This window comes from Streptomyces sp. NPDC041108, from assembly GCF_055592645.1.
Genome location: NZ_JBVIYK010000005.1, coordinates 351830 through 368968, shown reverse-complemented (window position 1 = coordinate 368968; position 17139 = coordinate 351830). Strand labels below are relative to the sequence as shown.

Genomic DNA, 17139 nt, shown 5'->3' with positions numbered 1-17139 from the left:
CTGTCCCCTCCGCCCTGATCGTTCGCTACTTTGTTCGCCGCCGTCCTCACCGGCTCGTCAGCAGCCCCGCATCCCCAAGGAGCCGGCCGTGGAACCCGAGTCCCCGTCGTCGTCCGAGCCCGCCGTCACCACCTGCTACCGCCACCCGAAAGTGGAGTCGTACGTTCGCTGCACACGCTGCGAGCGGTTCATCTGCCCGGACTGCATGCGGGACGCGGCCGTGGGCCACCAGTGCCCGGAGTGCGTGAAGGAGGGCGCGAGAACCGTCCGGCAGGCCCGCACCGCCTTCGGCGGCCGGATCTCGACCGTCCCGCTGGTGACGTACGTCCTGATCGGCCTGAACGTCATGGCCTATGTCGCCGAACTGCTCCGCGAGCAGGTCGTGGACGACTTCGCGATGCTGGGCCGGGGCCTGCTCGGCCCGGACGGGCTGCACTACGTCTGGCAGAGCTCCTACCCCGCCGACTTCCACCTCGAAGGGGTGATCGACGGCGAGTGGTACCGCCTCCTCACCGGCGCCTTCCTCCATCTCCCGCCCACCGAGGGCACGTTCGGCATCCTGCACATCGTGATGAACATGGTCACGCTGTGGAACGTCGGCAGGATCGTCGAGGCCCAGCTCGGCCGCGCCCGCTACCTCGCCCTCTATCTGCTGTCCGCCCTCGGCGGCTCCGTGCTGGTTCTCCTGCTCGCCCCCGACACCAGCACGGTCGGCGCCTCCGGTGCGATCTTCGGCGTGTGCACCGCGTACTACGTCCTGGCCCGCCGTCTCGGCGCCGACCCGGCCGGGATCAACCGCTTCATGGCCGGCCTGCTGGTGTGGCTGATCATCTCGGCGGTCGTGACGTCCTGGCAGGGGCACCTGGGCGGACTGCTGACCGGCGGGCTGGTCGCCCTCGCGCTCGCCTACGCCCCCCGGGACCGACGACGGGTGCTCGTGCAGGCGGGGGCCTGTGCGGCGGTGGCGGCGCTGTTGGTGGTGGCGGCACTCCTCAAGGTCGCGGGGATGACGGCCTGATCGAGCGGCGACGCGGGGCCCCGCTCTCCGCTTCCGGCTGTCCCCGGACATGCGACGGCGCCTGCCCAGTCGTCCGGTCGGGGACTGGAGGGCAGGCGCCGTCCGCGTTCCGTACGCCGTTGTACGGGACGTGTGCGGGGTGACCGTCAGGTCACCGGCGGGCGAGCGGTGGTCAGACCATCAGCGAGCGGTCCGTCGGCCGGATCGGGGCCGGCAGTTCGCTCGCGCCCGTCAGGAAGCGGTCGCAGCCCCGGGCCGCCGAGCGGCCCTCGGCGATCGCCCAGACGATGAGGGACTGACCGCGGCCCGCGTCACCGGCCACGAACACACCGGGCACATTGGTCTGGAAGTCGGCGTCGCGGGCGATGTTGCCGCGCTCGTCGAGGTCCAGGCCGAACTGGTCCACGAGACCGTTCTCGCGGTCCGTGCCCGTGAAGCCCATGGCCAGCGTCACCAGCTGGGCGGGGATCCGGCGCTCGGTGCCCGGCTTCGGGGTCAGCCTGCCGTCGATGAACTCGACCTCGGTGAGGTGCAGGAACTGGACGTTGCCGTCCTCGTCGCCCTCGAAGTGGGTGGTGGAGACGGAGTAGACCCGCTCGCCGCCCTCCTCGTGCGCGGAGGTGACCTTGTAGAGCATGGGGAAGGTCGGCCACGGCTGGTTCGGGGCACGGTCCTCGCCCGGCCTCGGCATGATCTCCAGCTGGGTGACCGAGGCCGCGCCCTGGCGGTGGGCGGTGCCCACGCAGTCCGCGCCCGTGTCGCCGCCGCCGATGACCACGACGTGCTTGCCCTCGGCCGTGATGGGGGGCGTCACGAAGTCGCCCTCCTGGACCTTGTTGGCCAGCGGCAGGTACTCCATGGCCTGGTGGATGCCGTTCAGCTCACGGCCGGGGACCGGGAGGTCACGGGCGGTGGTGGCGCCCGCGGCGATGACGACGGCGTCGTACCGCTTCTTCAGGTCCGTGGCCTTGAGGTCGCGGCCGATCTCGATGCCCGTACGGAAGCGGGTGCCCTCCGCGCGCATCTGCTCGATGCGGCGGTTGATGTGCCGCTTCTCCATCTTGAACTCGGGGATGCCGTAGCGGAGCAGACCGCCGACGCGGTCCGCGCGCTCGTACACCGCGACCGTGTGACCGGCCCGCGTCAGCTGCTGGGCGGCGGCCAGACCCGCCGGGCCCGAGCCGATGACCGCGACGGTCTTGCCGGACAGCCGCTCCGGGGCCTGGGCCGCGACGTCGCCGCTGTCCCACGCCTTGTCGATGATGGAGACCTCGACGTTCTTGATGGTGACGGCCGGCTGGTTGATGGCGAGGACGCAGGCCGACTCGCACGGCGCCGGGCACAGCCGCCCGGTGAACTCCGGGAAGTTGTTCGTCGCGTGCAGCCGCTCCGACGCCGCCGCCCAGTCCTCGCGGTAGGCGTAGTCGTTCCACTCGGGGATGAGGTTCCCGAGCGGACAGCCGTTGTGACAGAACGGGATGCCGCAGTCCATGCAGCGGGACGCCTGCTTCGAGATGATCGGGAGCAGCGAGCCCGGGACGTAGACCTCGTTCCAGTCCTTCAGACGTACGTCGACGGGGCGGGACTTGGCGACCTCGCGCCCGTGGTTCAGGAAGCCCTTCGGGTCAGCCATTGATCGCCGCCTCCATCATCTTCTCGGTGATCTCGGTCTCGGAGAGACCGGCCTGCTCGGCGGCGGCCTTGGCGGCGAGCACTGCCTTGTACGTGCTGGGGATGATCTTGCTGAAGCGCGCCACGGCGACGGGCCAGTCGGCGAGCAGCTTCTCGGCGACCGTGGAGCCGGTCTCCTCGGCGTGGCGGCGCACCACGTCGTGCAGCCACTGCCTGTCGGTGTCGTCGAGGGCCTCGACGGCGCCCAGGTTGCCGACGTTGACGTTGTCGCGGTCAAGGTCGATGACGTAGGCGATGCCGCCGGACATACCGGCCGCGAAGTTGCGGCCCGTCTCGCCGAGGACCACCGCGTGGCCACCGGTCATGTACTCGCAGCCGTGGTCGCCCACGCCCTCGGACACCACCAGGGCGCCGGAGTTGCGGACACAGAACCGCTCACCCGTACGACCGCGGAGGAACAGCTCGCCGCCGGTCGCGCCGTAGGCGATGGTGTTGCCCGCGATCGTCGAGAACTCGGCGAGGTGGTCGGCGTCCCGGTCGGGGCGGACGATCACCCGGCCGCCGGAGAGGCCCTTGCCGACGTAGTCGTTGGCGTCGCCCTCCAGGCGCAGCGTGACGCCGCGCGGGAGGAAGGCGCCGAAGGACTGGCCCGCCGAGCCGGTGAAGGTGATGTCGATGGTGTCGTCGGGCAGACCGGCCCCGCCGAACTTCTTGGTCACCTCGTGGCCGAGCATGGTGCCGACCGTGCGGTTGATGTTGCGGACCTTGATCTGGGCGCGGACCGGCTGGGCGTCGGTGGCGTCCGAGGCGGCCAGCGCGTCGGCGGCGAGCTTGATCAGCTCGTTGTCGAGCGCCTTCTCCAGGCCGTGGTCCTGCTCGATCACCTGGTGGCGGACGGCGCCCTCGGGCAGCTCGGGCACGTGGAACAGCGGCTCCAGGTCCAGGCCCTGCGCCTTCCAGTGGTCGACCGCGCGGGTCACGTCGAGCGTCTCGGCGTGGCCGACGGCCTCCTCGATGGAGCGGAAGCCCAGCTCGGCGAGGATCTCGCGGACCTCCTCGGCGATGAACTCGAAGAAGTTCACGACGTACTCGGCCTTGCCGGAGAACCGGTCGCGCAGCGTCGGGTTCTGGGTGGCGATGCCGACCGGGCAGGTGTCCAGGTGGCAGACGCGCATCATGACGCAGCCGGAGACGACCAGCGGGGCGGTGGCGAAGCCGAACTCCTCGGCGCCGAGGAGCGCGGCGATGACGACGTCACGGCCGGTCTTCAGCTGGCCGTCGGTCTGCACGACGATGCGGTCGCGCAGGCCGTTGAGGAGCAGCGTCTGCTGGGTCTCGGCGAGGCCGAGCTCCCAGGGACCGCCCGCGTGCTTCAGCGAGGTCAGCGGGGACGCGCCCGTACCGCCGTCGTGGCCGGAGATGAGGACGACGTCCGCGTGCGCCTTGGAGACACCGGCCGCCACCGTGCCGACACCGACCTCGGAGACCAGCTTGACGTGGATCCGCGCCTGCGGGTTCGCGTTCTTCAGGTCGTGGATCAGCTGGGCGAGGTCTTCGATGGAGTAGATGTCGTGGTGCGGCGGCGGGGAGATCAGACCGACACCCGGGGTCGAGTGCCGGGTCTTGGCGACCCACGGGTACACCTTGTGGCCGGGCAGCTGACCGCCCTCGCCGGGCTTGGCGCCCTGGGCCATCTTGATCTGGATGTCGTCCGCGTTGACCAGGTACTCGGAGGTCACGCCGAAGCGGCCGGAGGCGACCTGCTTGATGCTGGACCGGCGCGCCGGGTCGTACAGGCGGTCCGGGTCCTCGCCGCCCTCACCAGTGTTGGACTTGCCGCCCAGCTGGTTCATGGCGATGGCGAGCGTCTCGTGCGCCTCGCGGGAGATCGAGCCGTACGACATGGCGCCGGTGGAGAACCGCTTGACGATCTCGGTGACCGGCTCGACCTCGTCGATCGGGACCGGCTGACGCTCCCCGGCCCTGAAGCCGAACAGGCCGCGCAGTGTCATCAGGCGCTCGGACTGCTCGTTCACGCGGTCCGTGTACTTCTTGAAGATGTCGTAGCGGCGCGTGCGCGTGGAGTGCTGGAGGCGGAAGACCGTCTCCGGGTCGAACAGGTGCGGCTCGCCCTCGCGGCGCCACTGGTACTCGCCGCCTATCTCCAGGGCGCGGTGGGCCGGCGCGATGCCGCTGGCCGGGTACGCCTTGGCGTGGCGGGCGGCGACCTCCTTGGCGATGACGTCGATGCCGACGCCGCCGATCTTGGTGGCCGTGCCGTTGAAGTACTTCTCGACGAACTCGTCCGCGAGGCCGACGGCCTCGAAGACCTGGGCGCCCCGGTAGGACGCGACCGTGGAGATGCCCATCTTGGACATGACCTTGAGGACGCCCTTGCCGAGGGCGTAGATCAGGTTGCGGATGGCCTGCTCGGACTCGATGCCGGAGAGGAAGGTGCCGGCGCGGACGAGGTCCTCGACGGTCTCCATCGCCAGGTACGGGTTGACGGCGGCGGCGCCGAAGCCGATGAGCAGGGCGACGTGGTGGACCTCGCGGACGTCACCGGCCTCGACGAGCAGGCCCACCTGGGTGCGCTGCTTGGTGCGGATGAGGTGGTGGTGGACGGCCGCGGTGAGCAGCAGCGACGGGATCGGCGCGTGCTCGGCGTCGGAGTGGCGGTCGGACAGGACGATCAGCCGGGCGCCGTTGGCGATGGCGGCGTCGGCCTCGGCGCAGATCTCGTCGATGCGTGCGGCGAGGGAGTCGCCGCCGCCGGAGACCCGGTAGAGACCGGAGAGCGTGGCCGCCTTCATGCCGGGCATGTCGCCGTCGGCGTTGATGTGGATGAGCTTGGCCAGCTCGTCGTTGTCGATCACCGGGAAGGGCAGGGTGACGCTGCGGCACGACGCGGCCGTCGGCTCCAGGATGTTGCCCTCGGGGCCCAGCGACGAGCGCAGCGAGGTGACGAGCTCCTCGCGGATCGCGTCCAGCGGCGGGTTGGTGACCTGCGCGAACAGCTGGGTGAAGTAGTCGAAGAGCAGCCGTGGACGGGCGGACAGCGCGGCGATCGGCGAGTCCGTGCCCATGGAGCCGAGCGGCTCACCGCCGGTCTTGGCCATCGGCGCGAGGATGACGCGCAGCTCTTCCTCGGTGTAGCCGAAGGTCTGCTGGCGGCGGGTGACCGAGGCGTGGGTGTGCACGATGTGCTCACGCTCGGGCAGGTCGGACAGCTCGATCTCGCCGGCCTCCAGCCACTCCGCGTACGGGTTCTCCGCGGCGAGCTGGGCCTTGATCTCGTCGTCCTCGATGATGCGGTGCTCGACGGTGTCGACGAGGAACATCCGGCCGGGCTGCAGCCGTCCCTTGCGGACGACCTTGGCGGGGTCGATGTCGAGGACGCCGACCTCGGAGCCGAGGACGACGAGTCCGTCGTCGGTGACCCAGTAGCGGCCGGGGCGCAGGCCGTTGCGGTCCAGGACCGCGCCGACCTGACGGCCGTCGGTGAAGGTGACACAGGCCGGGCCGTCCCAGGGCTCCATCATCGTGGAGTGGAACTGGTAGAAGGCGCGGCGGGCCGGCTCCATGGAGTCGTGGTTCTCCCACGCCTCCGGGATCATCATCAGCACGGAGTGCGGCAGGGAGCGGCCGCCGAGGTGGAGCAGTTCCAGGACCTCGTCGAAGGACGCCGAGTCGGAGGCGTCCGGCGTACAGATCGGGAAGATCCGGTCCAGCGTCTCCTGGGGGCCGAAGAGGTCCGAGGCGAGCTGGGACTCGCGGGCGACCATCCAGTTGCGGTTGCCCTTGACCGTGTTGATCTCGCCGTTGTGCGCGACGAAGCGGTACGGGTGGGCGAGCGGCCACGACGGGAAGGTGTTCGTGGAGAACCGGGAGTGCACGAGCGCGATCGCGGAGGCGAAGCGGCGGTCGGACAGGTCCGGGAAGAAGGGCTCCAGCTGGCCGGTGGTCAGCATGCCCTTGTAGACGATGGTCCGCGCGGACAGCGAGGGGAAGTAGACGTCGACCTCGCGCTCGGCGCGCTTGCGCAGCACGAAGCTCCTGCGGTCGAGGTCGATGCCCGTGGCGGACGCGGCCGAGCCGTCGGCGACGAAGACCTGGCGGAAGGAGGGCATCGTCGAGCGGGCGGTGGCGCCGAGCAGCGCGGGGGCGACGGGCACCTCGCGCCAGCCGAGGACGGTCAGGTCCTCCTCGGCCGCGATGGCCTCGATACGGGCCGCGGCGTCGTCGGCGCCGTGCTGGGGCAGGAAGGCGATGCCGACGGCGTACGCGCCGGCCTCGGGCAGCTCGAACCCGGTCACCTCGCGGAAGAACGCGTCGGGGACCTGCGAGAGAATGCCGGCGCCGTCACCCGAGTCGGGCTCCGAACCGGTCGCCCCTCGGTGCTCCAGGTTGCGAAGAACCGTGAGCGCCTGCTCGACCAGCGCATGGCTCGCCTCGCCGGTGAGGGTGGCCACGAAGCCGACGCCACAGGCGTCGTGCTCGTTGCGGGGGTCGTACATACCCTGCGCAGCAGGGCGAGCATCCATGAAGGACCACTTCTGGCCGTTCGCGGAGTGCTGGGACGGCTGGCGCGGCGTACGCATCGGCTCTCCCGTCGTCGTCATCTGGCATGTGCGTGTGCCGAGGGACGACGCTGGCCCTCTGCGTAAGGTGCAAAATTTCGTGCAGGTTACATGATGGAGCGGTTCTCGGGAAGCGGATACCGCGTCCCAACATGCGGACGCCACGGGCACGGAGGGGTGCCGCGCACAGTGGCGTGGACAGGCGTCGACAGGCGTGAAACCGGGGGGGTCGACCGGACAGCTCCATGTCGGCAGACCGCGGGGCGCAGAGGGCGTCGTCGCCACTGCTTCAGGTGCTAGGCAGGCGTCATTGCCTGCGGCGCTTACGGCTCATGCCCAGCGGTTAAGCGTTCGAAACCGCGTGGTAACGACTATTTATGCGGTCCCGCGCATACGTAGCCATCCGATCCATCATACGGCCGCCCCGATCAGGCTGCCCAGGGCGTACGTCACACCCGCCGCGGCACCCCCGAGGGCGAGCTGCCGCAGACCGCTGAACCACCAGCTCCTGGCCGTCACCCTGGCCACCACCGCCCCGCACCCGAAGAGCCCCAGGAGCGCCACCAGCACGGCGGGCCACAGCGCGCCCGCGCCGAGCAGATACGGCAGCACGGGCAGCAGGGCGCCCAGCGCGAAGGAGCCGAAGCTCGACACGGCGGCCACGGTCGGTGACGGGAGGTCGCCGGGATCGATGCCCAGTTCCTCGCGGGCGTGGATCTCCAGGGCCTGCTCGGGATCGCGCGAGAGCTGGCGCGCGACCTCCCGGGCGAGCCCCGCCTCGACGCCGCGGCTCTCGTAGAGCGCGGCCAGCTCCTGCTCCTCGTCCTTGGGGTGCTTGCGCAACTCCCGCCGCTCGACGTCGAGTTCGGCCTCGACCAGTTCCCGCTGGGAGGCCACCGAGGTGTATTCGCCGGCGGCCATCGAGAAGGCGCCGGCGGCGAGTCCCGCGAGCCCGGCGACGACAACCGCCTCCCGCCCGGCCGAGCCGCCCGCGACACCGGTCATCAGGGCCAGGTTGGACACGAGCCCGTCCATCGCGCCGAACACGGCGGGCCGCAGCCAGCCTCCGTTCACGTCCCGGTGGGTGTGGTTGTCGCGGTGCGCCTCGTGCAGCGCGGCCTCGGTGTCGATGATCGCCACGGTCGTGCCCCTTTCCTCGCGTCGAACGTACGCTCGGAAAATCTCTTCTGCCAGCAAGGAAGGCCGTACTTACCAGGCACCCCAGCGGGGCCGACGACTGTTCGAGAACTCCGGCCGCTCATTCGTACAGGGCTCTGCACAGATGTCGACCGGGTGACACGAGGGCGTTCCGGCAGCCGGTGGGGCGCCCGATGTGGCAGAGATCTTCACAGCGGGAGTCTTCGATCTCCACAGCGTCGGCTCGCCGCATCTCCAGATCTTCAGAGCGGATCGACCGCCCACGGGCCGGACGTGCCCCGAGGCCAGACCTGCCCTCAGGGCCAGAGAGGCGCCATATGCCTTCCATCGCCTGCATTCCTTCGGTACCGGCGCCGGGGGACGCCGCCGATCTGCGCGAACGGGCACGCGGAGCCCTGCTCGGGCTCGCCGTCGGGGACGCGCTGGGGGCGCCCGCGGAGAACATGAAACCCTCCGAGATCCGCGCACGCTGGGGGCGCATCACGGGGTACGTGGCCGAGCACCCCGCGGGCACGGACGACACCGAGTACGCCATCTTCTCCGGGCTGCTGCTGGCCCGGCACGGCTCGGCGCTCACCGCCACGCATGTGGAGACGGCCTGGCACCAGTGGATCGCGGACCGGGACGAGGGCCCGTTCCGGGGCGCCGGCTTCAGCGAACGCGGCACCCTGGAGAACCTCCGCCGGGGCCTCGCCGCGCCGATCTCCGCGCAGCACCGGCACGCCTGGAGCGACGGACTGGCCATGCGTGCGGCCCCCTTCGGCGTCTTCGCCGCGGGCCGCCCGGCGGAGGCCGCCCGGCTGGTCGCCGTCGACGGCTCCGTCAGCCACGACGGCGAGGGCATCTACGGCGGTCAGGCGGTCGCGGCCGGAGTGGCGGCGGCGATGGCGGGCGCCCCCACCATCGCCGTCGTGGCCTCCGCGCTCGCCGTGATCCCCGACGACTCCTGGACGGCCCGTTCCCTGCGCCGGGCGGTCGCCGTCGCCCACCGCGGCGAACGTGCGGTCCGCTCCGCCGTCGTCATCGGCGGCTACCCCTGGACCGACCTCGCCCCCGAGGCCGTCGCCCTCGCCTTCGGCGCCTACGCGGCGGCCGACGGCGACTTCACCGAGTCGGTGCTGACGGCGGTGAACATGGGCCGCGACGCCGACACGACCGCCGCCGTCGCCGGCGCGCTGGCCGGAGCGACCCGGGGCGTGTCCTCGATCCCGTCCGAGTGGGCGGCGGCCATCGGCCCGGCGCGAGGCAGCTGCCTGCCGTCCATGGCGGGCCACCACGTCCTCGACGTCGCCGAACTCCTGGTCCCCGGCGAGGGCGGCAAATGGGCCACCGGCACCGCGGCCCCCCTCCCCCACGACGAGCGCCCGCCGACCGCCTTCACCCTGGCCCCGCCCACCCGACCGGAGACCCCTTCATGACCCCACCGACACCGTGGGACGAGACGACGCCCACGGCACCCTCGACGGCGGACGACGACACGCGCCGCGCGCCGACGCCGACGGCGTACGAGGAGCCCGCGCGCACGCCTGCGCACATGCCCGCCCACACGCCGCACGAGGAGCCCGCCCGCACGCCGGCGCCCCCGGCGGAGCCGACGATCGCGGGGCTGCCGCTCACGGAGAAGCCCCCCTCGTCCGGGCCCGCGGTCGCCGACGGCGAGGTCCCCCCGCAGGGGCCGCCCGCGCCCGACGACGAGATCCGCACGGGCGGCGGTGCGGGCGGGAAGCAACCGGCCGACGGCGGTGCCGAGGCCGGATCGGCGCTCCGCCGCCCGCCGGGCACCCGCGTCGAGGGCCTCCTCCTGGGCCTCGCCGCGGGTGACGCCGCCGGCTGGCCCGCCGGCCGCCACCGGGCCGCCCGCATGCCGGAGTGGACCCGCCGTCTCACCCGCGAACTGGACACCTTCGCCGAGCAGAACGCCACCACCACACTCCCGGTCCCCATCGCCCTCAACCAACCGCCCGAGCCCCTGCGTCTCGGCCCCTCCGACGACGCGGAATGGGCGGCCTTCGCCGCGGAGGCCCTGCTGCGCGCCGGCGACGCCGCCGCACTCGGAGACCTCAGCCTGGAACGCCGCACCCGCGCCTCGATCGACCTCTCCTGGAACGCCGTGGCCAGCGAGATCGCCGCCGCCGCCGAACGCGCCCCCGAGGTCGAGTCCGCCGTGCTCCCCCTGCGCGCCCGTATCTCCGTACGCGCCGGTCTCGGCAACCTCGCCACCGGCCTGCGCCCACCCGCCACCGGTCACGACAACCCGCACTACTTCGACGACGCGGCCTGCGTACGCGCCTGCGTCCTCGCCGTGGCCCACCCCGGCGACCCGCGAGGTGCCGCCGATCTCGCCGAGTTCGACGCCCGCTACACCCAGGACGGCGACGGCGTGCACGGCGCACGCGCGATGGCCGCCGCGCTCGCGCTGGCGCTCGTCGGCGCGAACGTCGACGACTGCACGGCGGCGGCCCTGGCCGAACTCCCCGCCGGGACGGAGATCGGCCGCAACGCCCGCCACGCCCTGGACCTCGCCCACCGCCACAGAAGAGAAGGAACCTTCGCTCTGGTACCGCTCCTGGAGCACCAGATCGTCGACCACGTCTACAGCTACGGCATCGCCGCCGCCGAGACCGTCCCCGTGGCACTCGCCCTGGCCACCGCCGCCGAGGGCCGCATCGCGGAGGCCGTGCCCGCCGCCGCCTGCCTCTCCCGCGTCGCCGACTCCGCCCCGGCCCTCGCCGGCGCCCTGACCGGCGCGCTCGGCGGGGCCCCCGCCATCCCGGCCTCCTGGCGGGACGCCTGCCGCACCCTCTCCGGCTGTGTCCTCCCCCGCCTCACCGGCACCGATCTCGTACACCTCGCCGAACTTCTCGCAACCACGGAACTCGCCGCCCCCGGAGGATGATTCGGGCATGACGCCCTCGAAGGAACCCCCCACCGCGATGACCCTCGAAGAACGCATCACCGGCGCCCTCGTCGGCGCCGCCGTCGGCGACGCCCTCGGCGGCCCCGTCGAGGGCTACACCCCGGAGCAGATCGCCGAACGCCACGGCGGCCGCGTGCACGGCGTCGTCGGCCCCTGGAACGGCGACGACTGGCGCACCGCCCGCCCCATCGCGCCGTACCACAAGGGCGACGGACACGTCACCGACGACACCCTCATGACCCACGCGCTGGTCCGGGTGTACGACCGCGTACGCGACCACCTGGACGCGTACGCCGTCGCCGAGCACCTGGTGCCGGACATGATGACGACCCCGCGCTGGATCCCCGAGCTGGAGGCGGAGGCCCTCCCCCTCCAGCGGGTCTTCCTCGCCGAGAAGTGGCTGGTGGCCCGCATCCACTACGGCCACGTCGACCCGCGCGAGGCGGGCACCGGCAACATCGTCAACTGCGGCGCCGCGATGTACATGGCCCCGGTCGGCCTGGTCAACGCGGCCGACCCGCCCGGCGCGTACGCGGAGGCGCTCGACGTCGCGGGCGCCCACCAGTCGTCGTACGGCAGGGAGGCGGCGGGCGTGTTCGCGGCGGGGGTCGCGGCGGCGTGCACGCCGGGCGCGACCGCCGAGTCGGTGGTCGAGACGTGCCTCGCCCTGGCGAAGGACGGCACCCGCGCGGCGATCGAGGCCGTGTGCGAGACGGCCGCCCGCCACACGGACTTCGAGTCGGCGCTGCGCCCGCTGCGTGAGGCGGTGACGCCTTTCGACACGGTCGGCCCGGACTACCGCGCTCCCTCACTGGGCGCCCGCCGCCCCTCCCGCCTCCACGCGATCGAGGAACTCCCCATCGCCCTGGGCATGTTGCTCGTGGCCCGCGGCGACTACCGCCACGCGGTCCTGGGTTCGGTGAACTACGGCCGCGACTGCGACTCGATCGCCACCATGTCGGGTGCCCTCGCGGGCGCACTGGGCTCGGACGTCCCGTCCGACTGGGCCAAGACCGTCGCGGAGGCCAGCCGCCTGGACCTGCACGCCCCGGCCACGACCCTGACGGAGGTCGCCCTCCAGATCCACGCGCGGGACGTACGGCGCCGCCGCGCCCACGAGTCCGCCTTCGCCACGCTGGCCTCCCTCCGGTGACCCCGCTGCGTCTGACCTGGGTCCAGCCGGAGGACCTCCTGGGCCACGAACTCCACCAGGCGGTCCAGGACGGCCGTGAACCGTCGGCCGTCGCCGCCCGCTGGCGAGCGGCGGGCGGCCCCCCGGCCCCCCTCCGCGCCGGCGCCTCCCCGGGGCGCGTCTCCCGCTACCTGCGGCAGCTCGCCGAGGACCTGCTGGACGAACTCGCCGACCTGCCGAGCGGGTTGAGCGACGTCGAGCCGACGGCCCTGAGCGGGATCAAGGCACTGTGCCCCCACTGGCCGGCACCCCCGGCCGCCCCCGGCACGCCGGGCGCGCCACCCCGCTCCACCCCGGCCGCGTACCTCCCCCGCCTGGAGGCCGCGTGGCTGGGGCGCGCCGCCGGCTGCCTCCTCGGCAAGCCCGTCGAGAAACTCCCTCTCGCCGCGATCCGCGACCTGGCGCGGGTGACCGGCAACTGGCCCCTCAGCACCTGGTTCACCGCCCGGGGCGTCCCTGCGGAACTCCTCGCCGCCCACCCCTGGAACCGCCGCTCGGCCCCCACCTCCCTCGCCGAGAACATCGACGGCATGCCCGAGGACGACGACCTCAACTACCCCCTCCTCAACCTCCTCCTGCTCACCCGTCACGGCCGCGACTTCACCACCACCGACGTAGCCACGCTCTGGCTGGACGAACTCCCCGCGGGCCGCACCTTCACCGCCGAACGCATCGCCTACCGCAACCTCCTCTGCGGTATCGACCCCCCACACACCGCCCGCCACCGCAACCCGTTCCGCGAATGGATCGGCGCCCTCATCCGCGCCGACGTCCACGGCTGGACCAACCCCGGCGACCCGGGCGCCGCGGCCGAGCAGGCCCACCGCGACGCCACCCTCACCCACACCGCGAACGGCGTCTACGCGGCGATGTTCGTCGCGGCCACCATCGCGGAGGCGGCCGCCGGCACCCACGACATCCACCACTGCCTGCGCACCGGCCTGACGGTCGTCCCCCCGGGCTCCCGCCTGGCGAGGGCGATCACCCACGCCGTCGGTCTCGCCACCCGTACCCGGGACTTCGAGGCGGTCGTCGACGCACTCCACACCGCCCACGCCGACCACCACTGGGTCCACGCCGTGCCCAACACCGCTCTGCTCACCGCCGCCCTCACCCACGCGGACGGCGACTTCACGGCCTCCATCTGCCGCGCGGTGTCCGGTGGTTGGGACACCGACTCGAACGGCGCGACGGCGGGCAGCATCGCCGGCCTCCTCACCGGCTCCCCGGACGCGCTCCCCGAGCGCTGGACGGCCCCCCTCAAGAACCGCCTGGCCACCTCGATCGCCGACTTCAACGGCGTCGGCTTCGACACCCTGGCCCACCTCACCCTCCGGGAGACCCCCCACCCATGACCCAGGCGTACGACCCCCCGCTCTCCCACCTGCGTGTCCTCGATCTCGCCACCCTCTTCGCCGGTCCCCTCGCCGCCACGATGCTCGGCGACTTCGGCGCGGAGGTCATCAAGGTCGAGCACCCCACGAAGCCGGACCCGTCCCGCGGCCACGGCCCGTCGAAGGGCGGCGTGGGCCTGTGGTGGAAACTGCTGGGCCGCAACAAGCGCACCCTGACGCTGAACCTCTCCACCCCCGGCGGCCGGGACACCCTCCTGCGCCTTGCCGCCACCGCCGACGTCGTCATCGAGAACTTCCGCCCCGGCACCCTGGAGAAATGGGGCCTGGGCTGGAAGGAGCTCTCGGCGGCGAACCCCGGCCTGGTCCTCGCCCGGGTCACCGGCTTCGGCCAGTTCGGCCCGTACGCGCACCGCCCCGGCTTCGGCACGCTCGCCGAGGCGATGAGCGGCTTCGCCGCGATCACCGGGGAGCCCGACGCCCCGCCGGTCCTGCCCCCCTTCGGACTCGCCGACTCCATCGCGGGCCTGGCGACGGCGTACGCGGTGATGACCGCGCTCGCCGCGCGTGACCGGACCGGTCAGGGGCAGACGGTCGACATGGCGATCATCGAGCCGATCCTCACCGTCCTCGGCCCCCAGCCCCTCTGGTACGACCAGCTGGGCCACGTCCAGCCGCGCACCGGCAACCGCTCCGCCAACAACGCCCCCCGCAACACCTATCGCACGGCGGACGGCTCCTGGGTGGCCGTCTCCACCTCCGCCCAGTCGATCGCGGAACGGGTGATGCGCCTGGTCGGCCGCCCCGAGCTGATCGACGAGCCCTGGTTCGGTTCGGGGGCGGAACGGGCCCGCCACACGGACGTCCTGGACGAGGCGGTCGGCGCGTGGATCGCCCGCCACACCCGCGAGGAGGTCATCGAGGTGTTCGAGCGGGCGGAGGCGGCCGTCGCCCCCATCCAGGACATCACCGAGGTGATGACCGACCCGCAGTACCGGGCCCTGGACACCGTCACCACCGTGGACGACCCCGACCTCGGGCCCCTGCGCATGCAGAACGTCCTCTTCCGGCTCTCCGCCACCCCCGGCGCGATCCGCTGGGCGGGCCGCGCGCACGGCGCCGACACGGGCGCGGTCCTCACCGAGCTGGGCCTGTCGGAGCCGGACATCGCGGCCCTCCGTCAGGAGGGCGCCCTGTGACCCCCCGGCCGGCCACCCCGTTCCCCCTGACCTGGCTGTACGTCCCCGGTGACCGCCCCGAGGTGGTCGCCAAGGCCCTGGACAGCGGCGCCGACGTGGTGATCGTGGACCTGGAGGACGCGGTCGCCCCGGACCGCAAGGGCTACGCCCGCGCCGCCACCGCCGACCTGCTCTCGGCCCCTCCCCCCGTGCCGGTCCACGTACGCGTGAACGCCCTGCACACCCCCGAGGCCGAACAGGACCTCAAGACCCTCTCCCCCCTGCCCGGTCTGTCGGCGCTCCGCCTGCCGAAGGTCACGTCACCGGCCGAGATCGCCGCCGTCGCGGAAGGAACGGCCCCCGCCGAAGGAGGCGCGATCCCGCTGTACGCCCTCCTCGAATCGGCCCTGGGCGTCGAGCGCGCCTACGCCATCGCGACGGCCCACCCCGCGCTGCACGGCATCACGCTCGGCGAGGCGGACCTCCGCGCCGACCTGGCCGTCCACCACGACCGGGCCCTCGACTGGCCCCGCTCCCGCGTGATCGTCGCCGCGCGCGCCGCGGGGCTGCCCTCACCGGCCCAGTCGGTCCACCCGGACACGAAGGACCTGGACGGCCTGGCCGCCTCCTGCGCCCACGGCCGCTCCCTCGGCTTCCTGGGCCGCGCCGCCATCCATCCCCGCCAGCTCCCGGTCATCGAACGCGCCTACGCGCCCACCCCGCAGGAGGTGGAGTCGGCCGAGGAGACCCTCAGGGCCGCGACCGCCGCACCCGGCGCCCAGGCCCTCCCCGACGGCCGCTTCATCGACCCGGCGATCGTGGCCGCCGCCCACAGAACCCTCTCCCTGGCCGACCGCCCCACCAGACACTGACCTCCGGCCTGGTCCTTCCGGGGCGCGGGCAGCTGCCACGAGAGGCCGCACCGGGCCCGCACCCGCCCCGAACCCGGAGCACCCACCCACCCCCTGGGGGCGGATGGGTGCTCGCACATCCTCACGGAGCGCCGAAGCGGCGGATCACCGCAGCCGAAGCACGACGTCAGCTCTTCTCCGCGGACTCGGCCTTCTTCCCGGCCACGGAGTCGGAGACCTCCGCGCCCTTCTCCCCCTCGACGCCCGGCACTGCCTCGGCCTCGGGGGTCCCCTTGGTGCCCGGCTTCCCCTCGGCGTCCTCGGCGTCCTTCACGCCGACCTCGCCCGAGCCCTCGTCACCCTTGTCCGCATCCGCGGCGGCACCGCCCTCGCCCTCGTCCCCGTCGGAGACACCGGGCTCGACGACCTCTTCCCGCCCGGGCCGCTTGCGGGCCGACAGGACCATGTAGATCACGGCGAGGACGAAGACGAACAGCGCGGTCCAGTTGTTGAGGCGCAGGCCGAGGATGTGGTGGGCCTCGTCGACCCGCATGTACTCGATCCAGAACCGCCCCGCGCAGTACGAGGCGACGTACAGCGCGAACGCCCGCCCGTGCCCGAGGGTGAACCGGCGGTCCGCCCAGATGACGAGGAGCGCGACGCCGATGCACCACAGCGACTCGTAGAGGAAGGTCGGGTGGTACGTACCCGGCAGCCGTCCGTCCGTGGAGGACGTGATCTCCACCGCCCACGGCAGATCCGTCGGCCTGCCGTACAGCTCCTGGTTGAACCAGTTGCCCCACCGCCCGATCGCCTGCGCCAGCGCGATACCGGGCGCGACGGCGTCCGCGTACGCGGGCAGCGGGATACCTCGCCGGCGGCAACCGATCCACGCGCCCACCGCGCCGAGCGCGATCGCGCCCCAGATGCCGAGCCCGCCCTCCCAGACCTTGAAGGCGTCGACCCAGTCACGGCCCTCGCTGAAGTACAGCTCGTAGTCCGTGATCACGTGGTAGAGCCGCCCGCCGACCAGGCCGAAGGGCACGGCCCAGACGGCGATGTCGGCGATCGTGCCGGCCTGTCCGCCCCGTGCGACCCAGCGTTTGTTGCCGAGCCAGACGGCTACGAAGACACCGATGATGATGCAGAAGGCGTAGCCGCGCAGCGGGACGGGACCGAGGTACAGCACCCCGCGCGACGGGCTGGGAATGTAGGCAAGTTCCATGGCAGGGTCGACGCTACCTTGCCGGGCCCGGCCGAC

11 protein-coding genes are annotated in these 17139 nt (G+C 72.6%); 7 read left to right on the top strand and 4 right to left on the bottom strand.

Features of this window, described 5'->3' with window-relative positions:
• Positions 1–88: 88 nt before the first annotated feature.
• Positions 89–1018 (top strand): rhomboid family intramembrane serine protease, encoded by a 930-nt coding sequence (locus ACZ6BB_RS17350; RefSeq protein WP_471616016.1) that lies wholly within the window; start codon positions 89–91, stop codon positions 1016–1018.
• Between the two features lie 172 nt (positions 1019–1190).
• Here the strand turns inward: ACZ6BB_RS17350 and ACZ6BB_RS17345 are convergent, their stop codons facing one another.
• The 3 genes from ACZ6BB_RS17345 to ACZ6BB_RS17335 form a co-directional block, all read right to left on the bottom strand.
• On the bottom strand, positions 1191–2651 hold the full coding sequence (locus ACZ6BB_RS17345; protein ID WP_471616015.1) for a glutamate synthase subunit beta: 1461 nt from the start codon (positions 2649–2651) through the stop codon (positions 1191–1193).
• Positions 2644–7251 (bottom strand): glutamate synthase large subunit, encoded by a 4608-nt coding sequence (gene gltB, locus ACZ6BB_RS17340; RefSeq protein ID WP_471616014.1) that lies wholly within the window; start codon positions 7249–7251, stop codon positions 2644–2646. The genes ACZ6BB_RS17345 and gltB overlap by 8 nt, the downstream gene beginning before the upstream one ends.
• Before the next feature lie 390 nt (positions 7252–7641).
• Positions 7642–8370 carry a VIT1/CCC1 transporter family protein gene (locus ACZ6BB_RS17335; protein WP_471616013.1) on the bottom strand — a complete coding sequence of 243 codons (729 nt, stop codon included), beginning with the start codon at positions 8368–8370 and terminating at the stop codon, positions 7642–7644.
• Positions 8371–8705: 335 nt separating this feature from the next.
• Between ACZ6BB_RS17335 and ACZ6BB_RS17330 the strand changes: the two genes are divergently transcribed.
• From ACZ6BB_RS17330 to ACZ6BB_RS17305, 6 genes are read left to right on the top strand one after another with little or no spacing between them, the layout of a single operon-like run.
• The gene (locus ACZ6BB_RS17330) at positions 8706–9806 is read left to right on the top strand and encodes an ADP-ribosylglycohydrolase family protein (protein WP_471616012.1); all 1101 of its coding nucleotides are present in this window, start codon (positions 8706–8708) and stop codon (positions 9804–9806) included.
• A complete protein-coding gene (locus ACZ6BB_RS17325) occupies positions 9803–11284 on the top strand; it encodes an ADP-ribosylglycohydrolase family protein (RefSeq protein ID WP_471616011.1) in 1482 nt (493 codons plus the stop codon). Before ACZ6BB_RS17330 ends, ACZ6BB_RS17325 begins: the two co-directional genes overlap by 4 nt.
• A gap of 7 nt (positions 11285–11291) precedes the next feature.
• On the top strand, positions 11292–12458 hold the full coding sequence (locus ACZ6BB_RS17320) for an ADP-ribosylglycohydrolase family protein (RefSeq protein ID WP_471616010.1): 1167 nt from the start codon (positions 11292–11294) through the stop codon (positions 12456–12458).
• Positions 12455–13852 (top strand): ADP-ribosylglycohydrolase family protein, encoded by a 1398-nt coding sequence (locus ACZ6BB_RS17315; protein WP_471616009.1) that lies wholly within the window; start codon positions 12455–12457, stop codon positions 13850–13852. Before ACZ6BB_RS17320 ends, ACZ6BB_RS17315 begins: the two co-directional genes overlap by 4 nt.
• Positions 13849–15048, top strand: a complete 1200-nt coding sequence (locus ACZ6BB_RS17310; protein ID WP_471616008.1) for a CaiB/BaiF CoA transferase family protein — start codon at positions 13849–13851, stop codon at positions 15046–15048. Before ACZ6BB_RS17315 ends, ACZ6BB_RS17310 begins: the two co-directional genes overlap by 4 nt.
• Complete coding sequence (locus ACZ6BB_RS17305) at positions 15045–15899, top strand: HpcH/HpaI aldolase/citrate lyase family protein (RefSeq protein ID WP_471616007.1); 855 nt, start codon at positions 15045–15047, stop codon at positions 15897–15899. Before ACZ6BB_RS17310 ends, ACZ6BB_RS17305 begins: the two co-directional genes overlap by 4 nt.
• Before the next feature lie 166 nt (positions 15900–16065).
• Here ACZ6BB_RS17305 and lgt read toward each other — a convergent pair whose 3' ends face one another.
• Positions 16066–17103 (bottom strand): prolipoprotein diacylglyceryl transferase, encoded by a 1038-nt coding sequence (gene lgt / locus ACZ6BB_RS17300; RefSeq protein ID WP_471616006.1) that lies wholly within the window; start codon positions 17101–17103, stop codon positions 16066–16068.
• Positions 17104–17139 lie beyond the last annotated feature (36 nt).

Excerpts from the sequence above, each read along its gene's own strand:
- ACZ6BB_RS17345 (WP_471616015.1), bottom strand. The coding sequence starts at position 2,651 with ATGGCTGACCCGAAGGGCTTCCTGAACCACGGGCGCGAGGTCGCCAAG.
- gltB (WP_471616014.1), bottom strand. The coding sequence starts at position 7,251 with ATGCGTACGCCGCGCCAGCCGTCCCAGCACTCCGCGAACGGCCAGAAG.
- ACZ6BB_RS17330 (WP_471616012.1), top strand. The coding sequence starts at position 8,706 with ATGCCTTCCATCGCCTGCATTCCTTCGGTACCGGCGCCGGGGGACGCC.
- ACZ6BB_RS17325 (WP_471616011.1), top strand. The coding sequence starts at position 9,803 with ATGACCCCACCGACACCGTGGGACGAGACGACGCCCACGGCACCCTCG.
- ACZ6BB_RS17320 (WP_471616010.1), top strand. The coding sequence starts at position 11,292 with ATGACGCCCTCGAAGGAACCCCCCACCGCGATGACCCTCGAAGAACGC.
- ACZ6BB_RS17310 (WP_471616008.1), top strand. The coding sequence starts at position 13,849 with ATGACCCAGGCGTACGACCCCCCGCTCTCCCACCTGCGTGTCCTCGAT.
- lgt (WP_471616006.1), bottom strand. The coding sequence starts at position 17,103 with ATGGAACTTGCCTACATTCCCAGCCCGTCGCGCGGGGTGCTGTACCTC.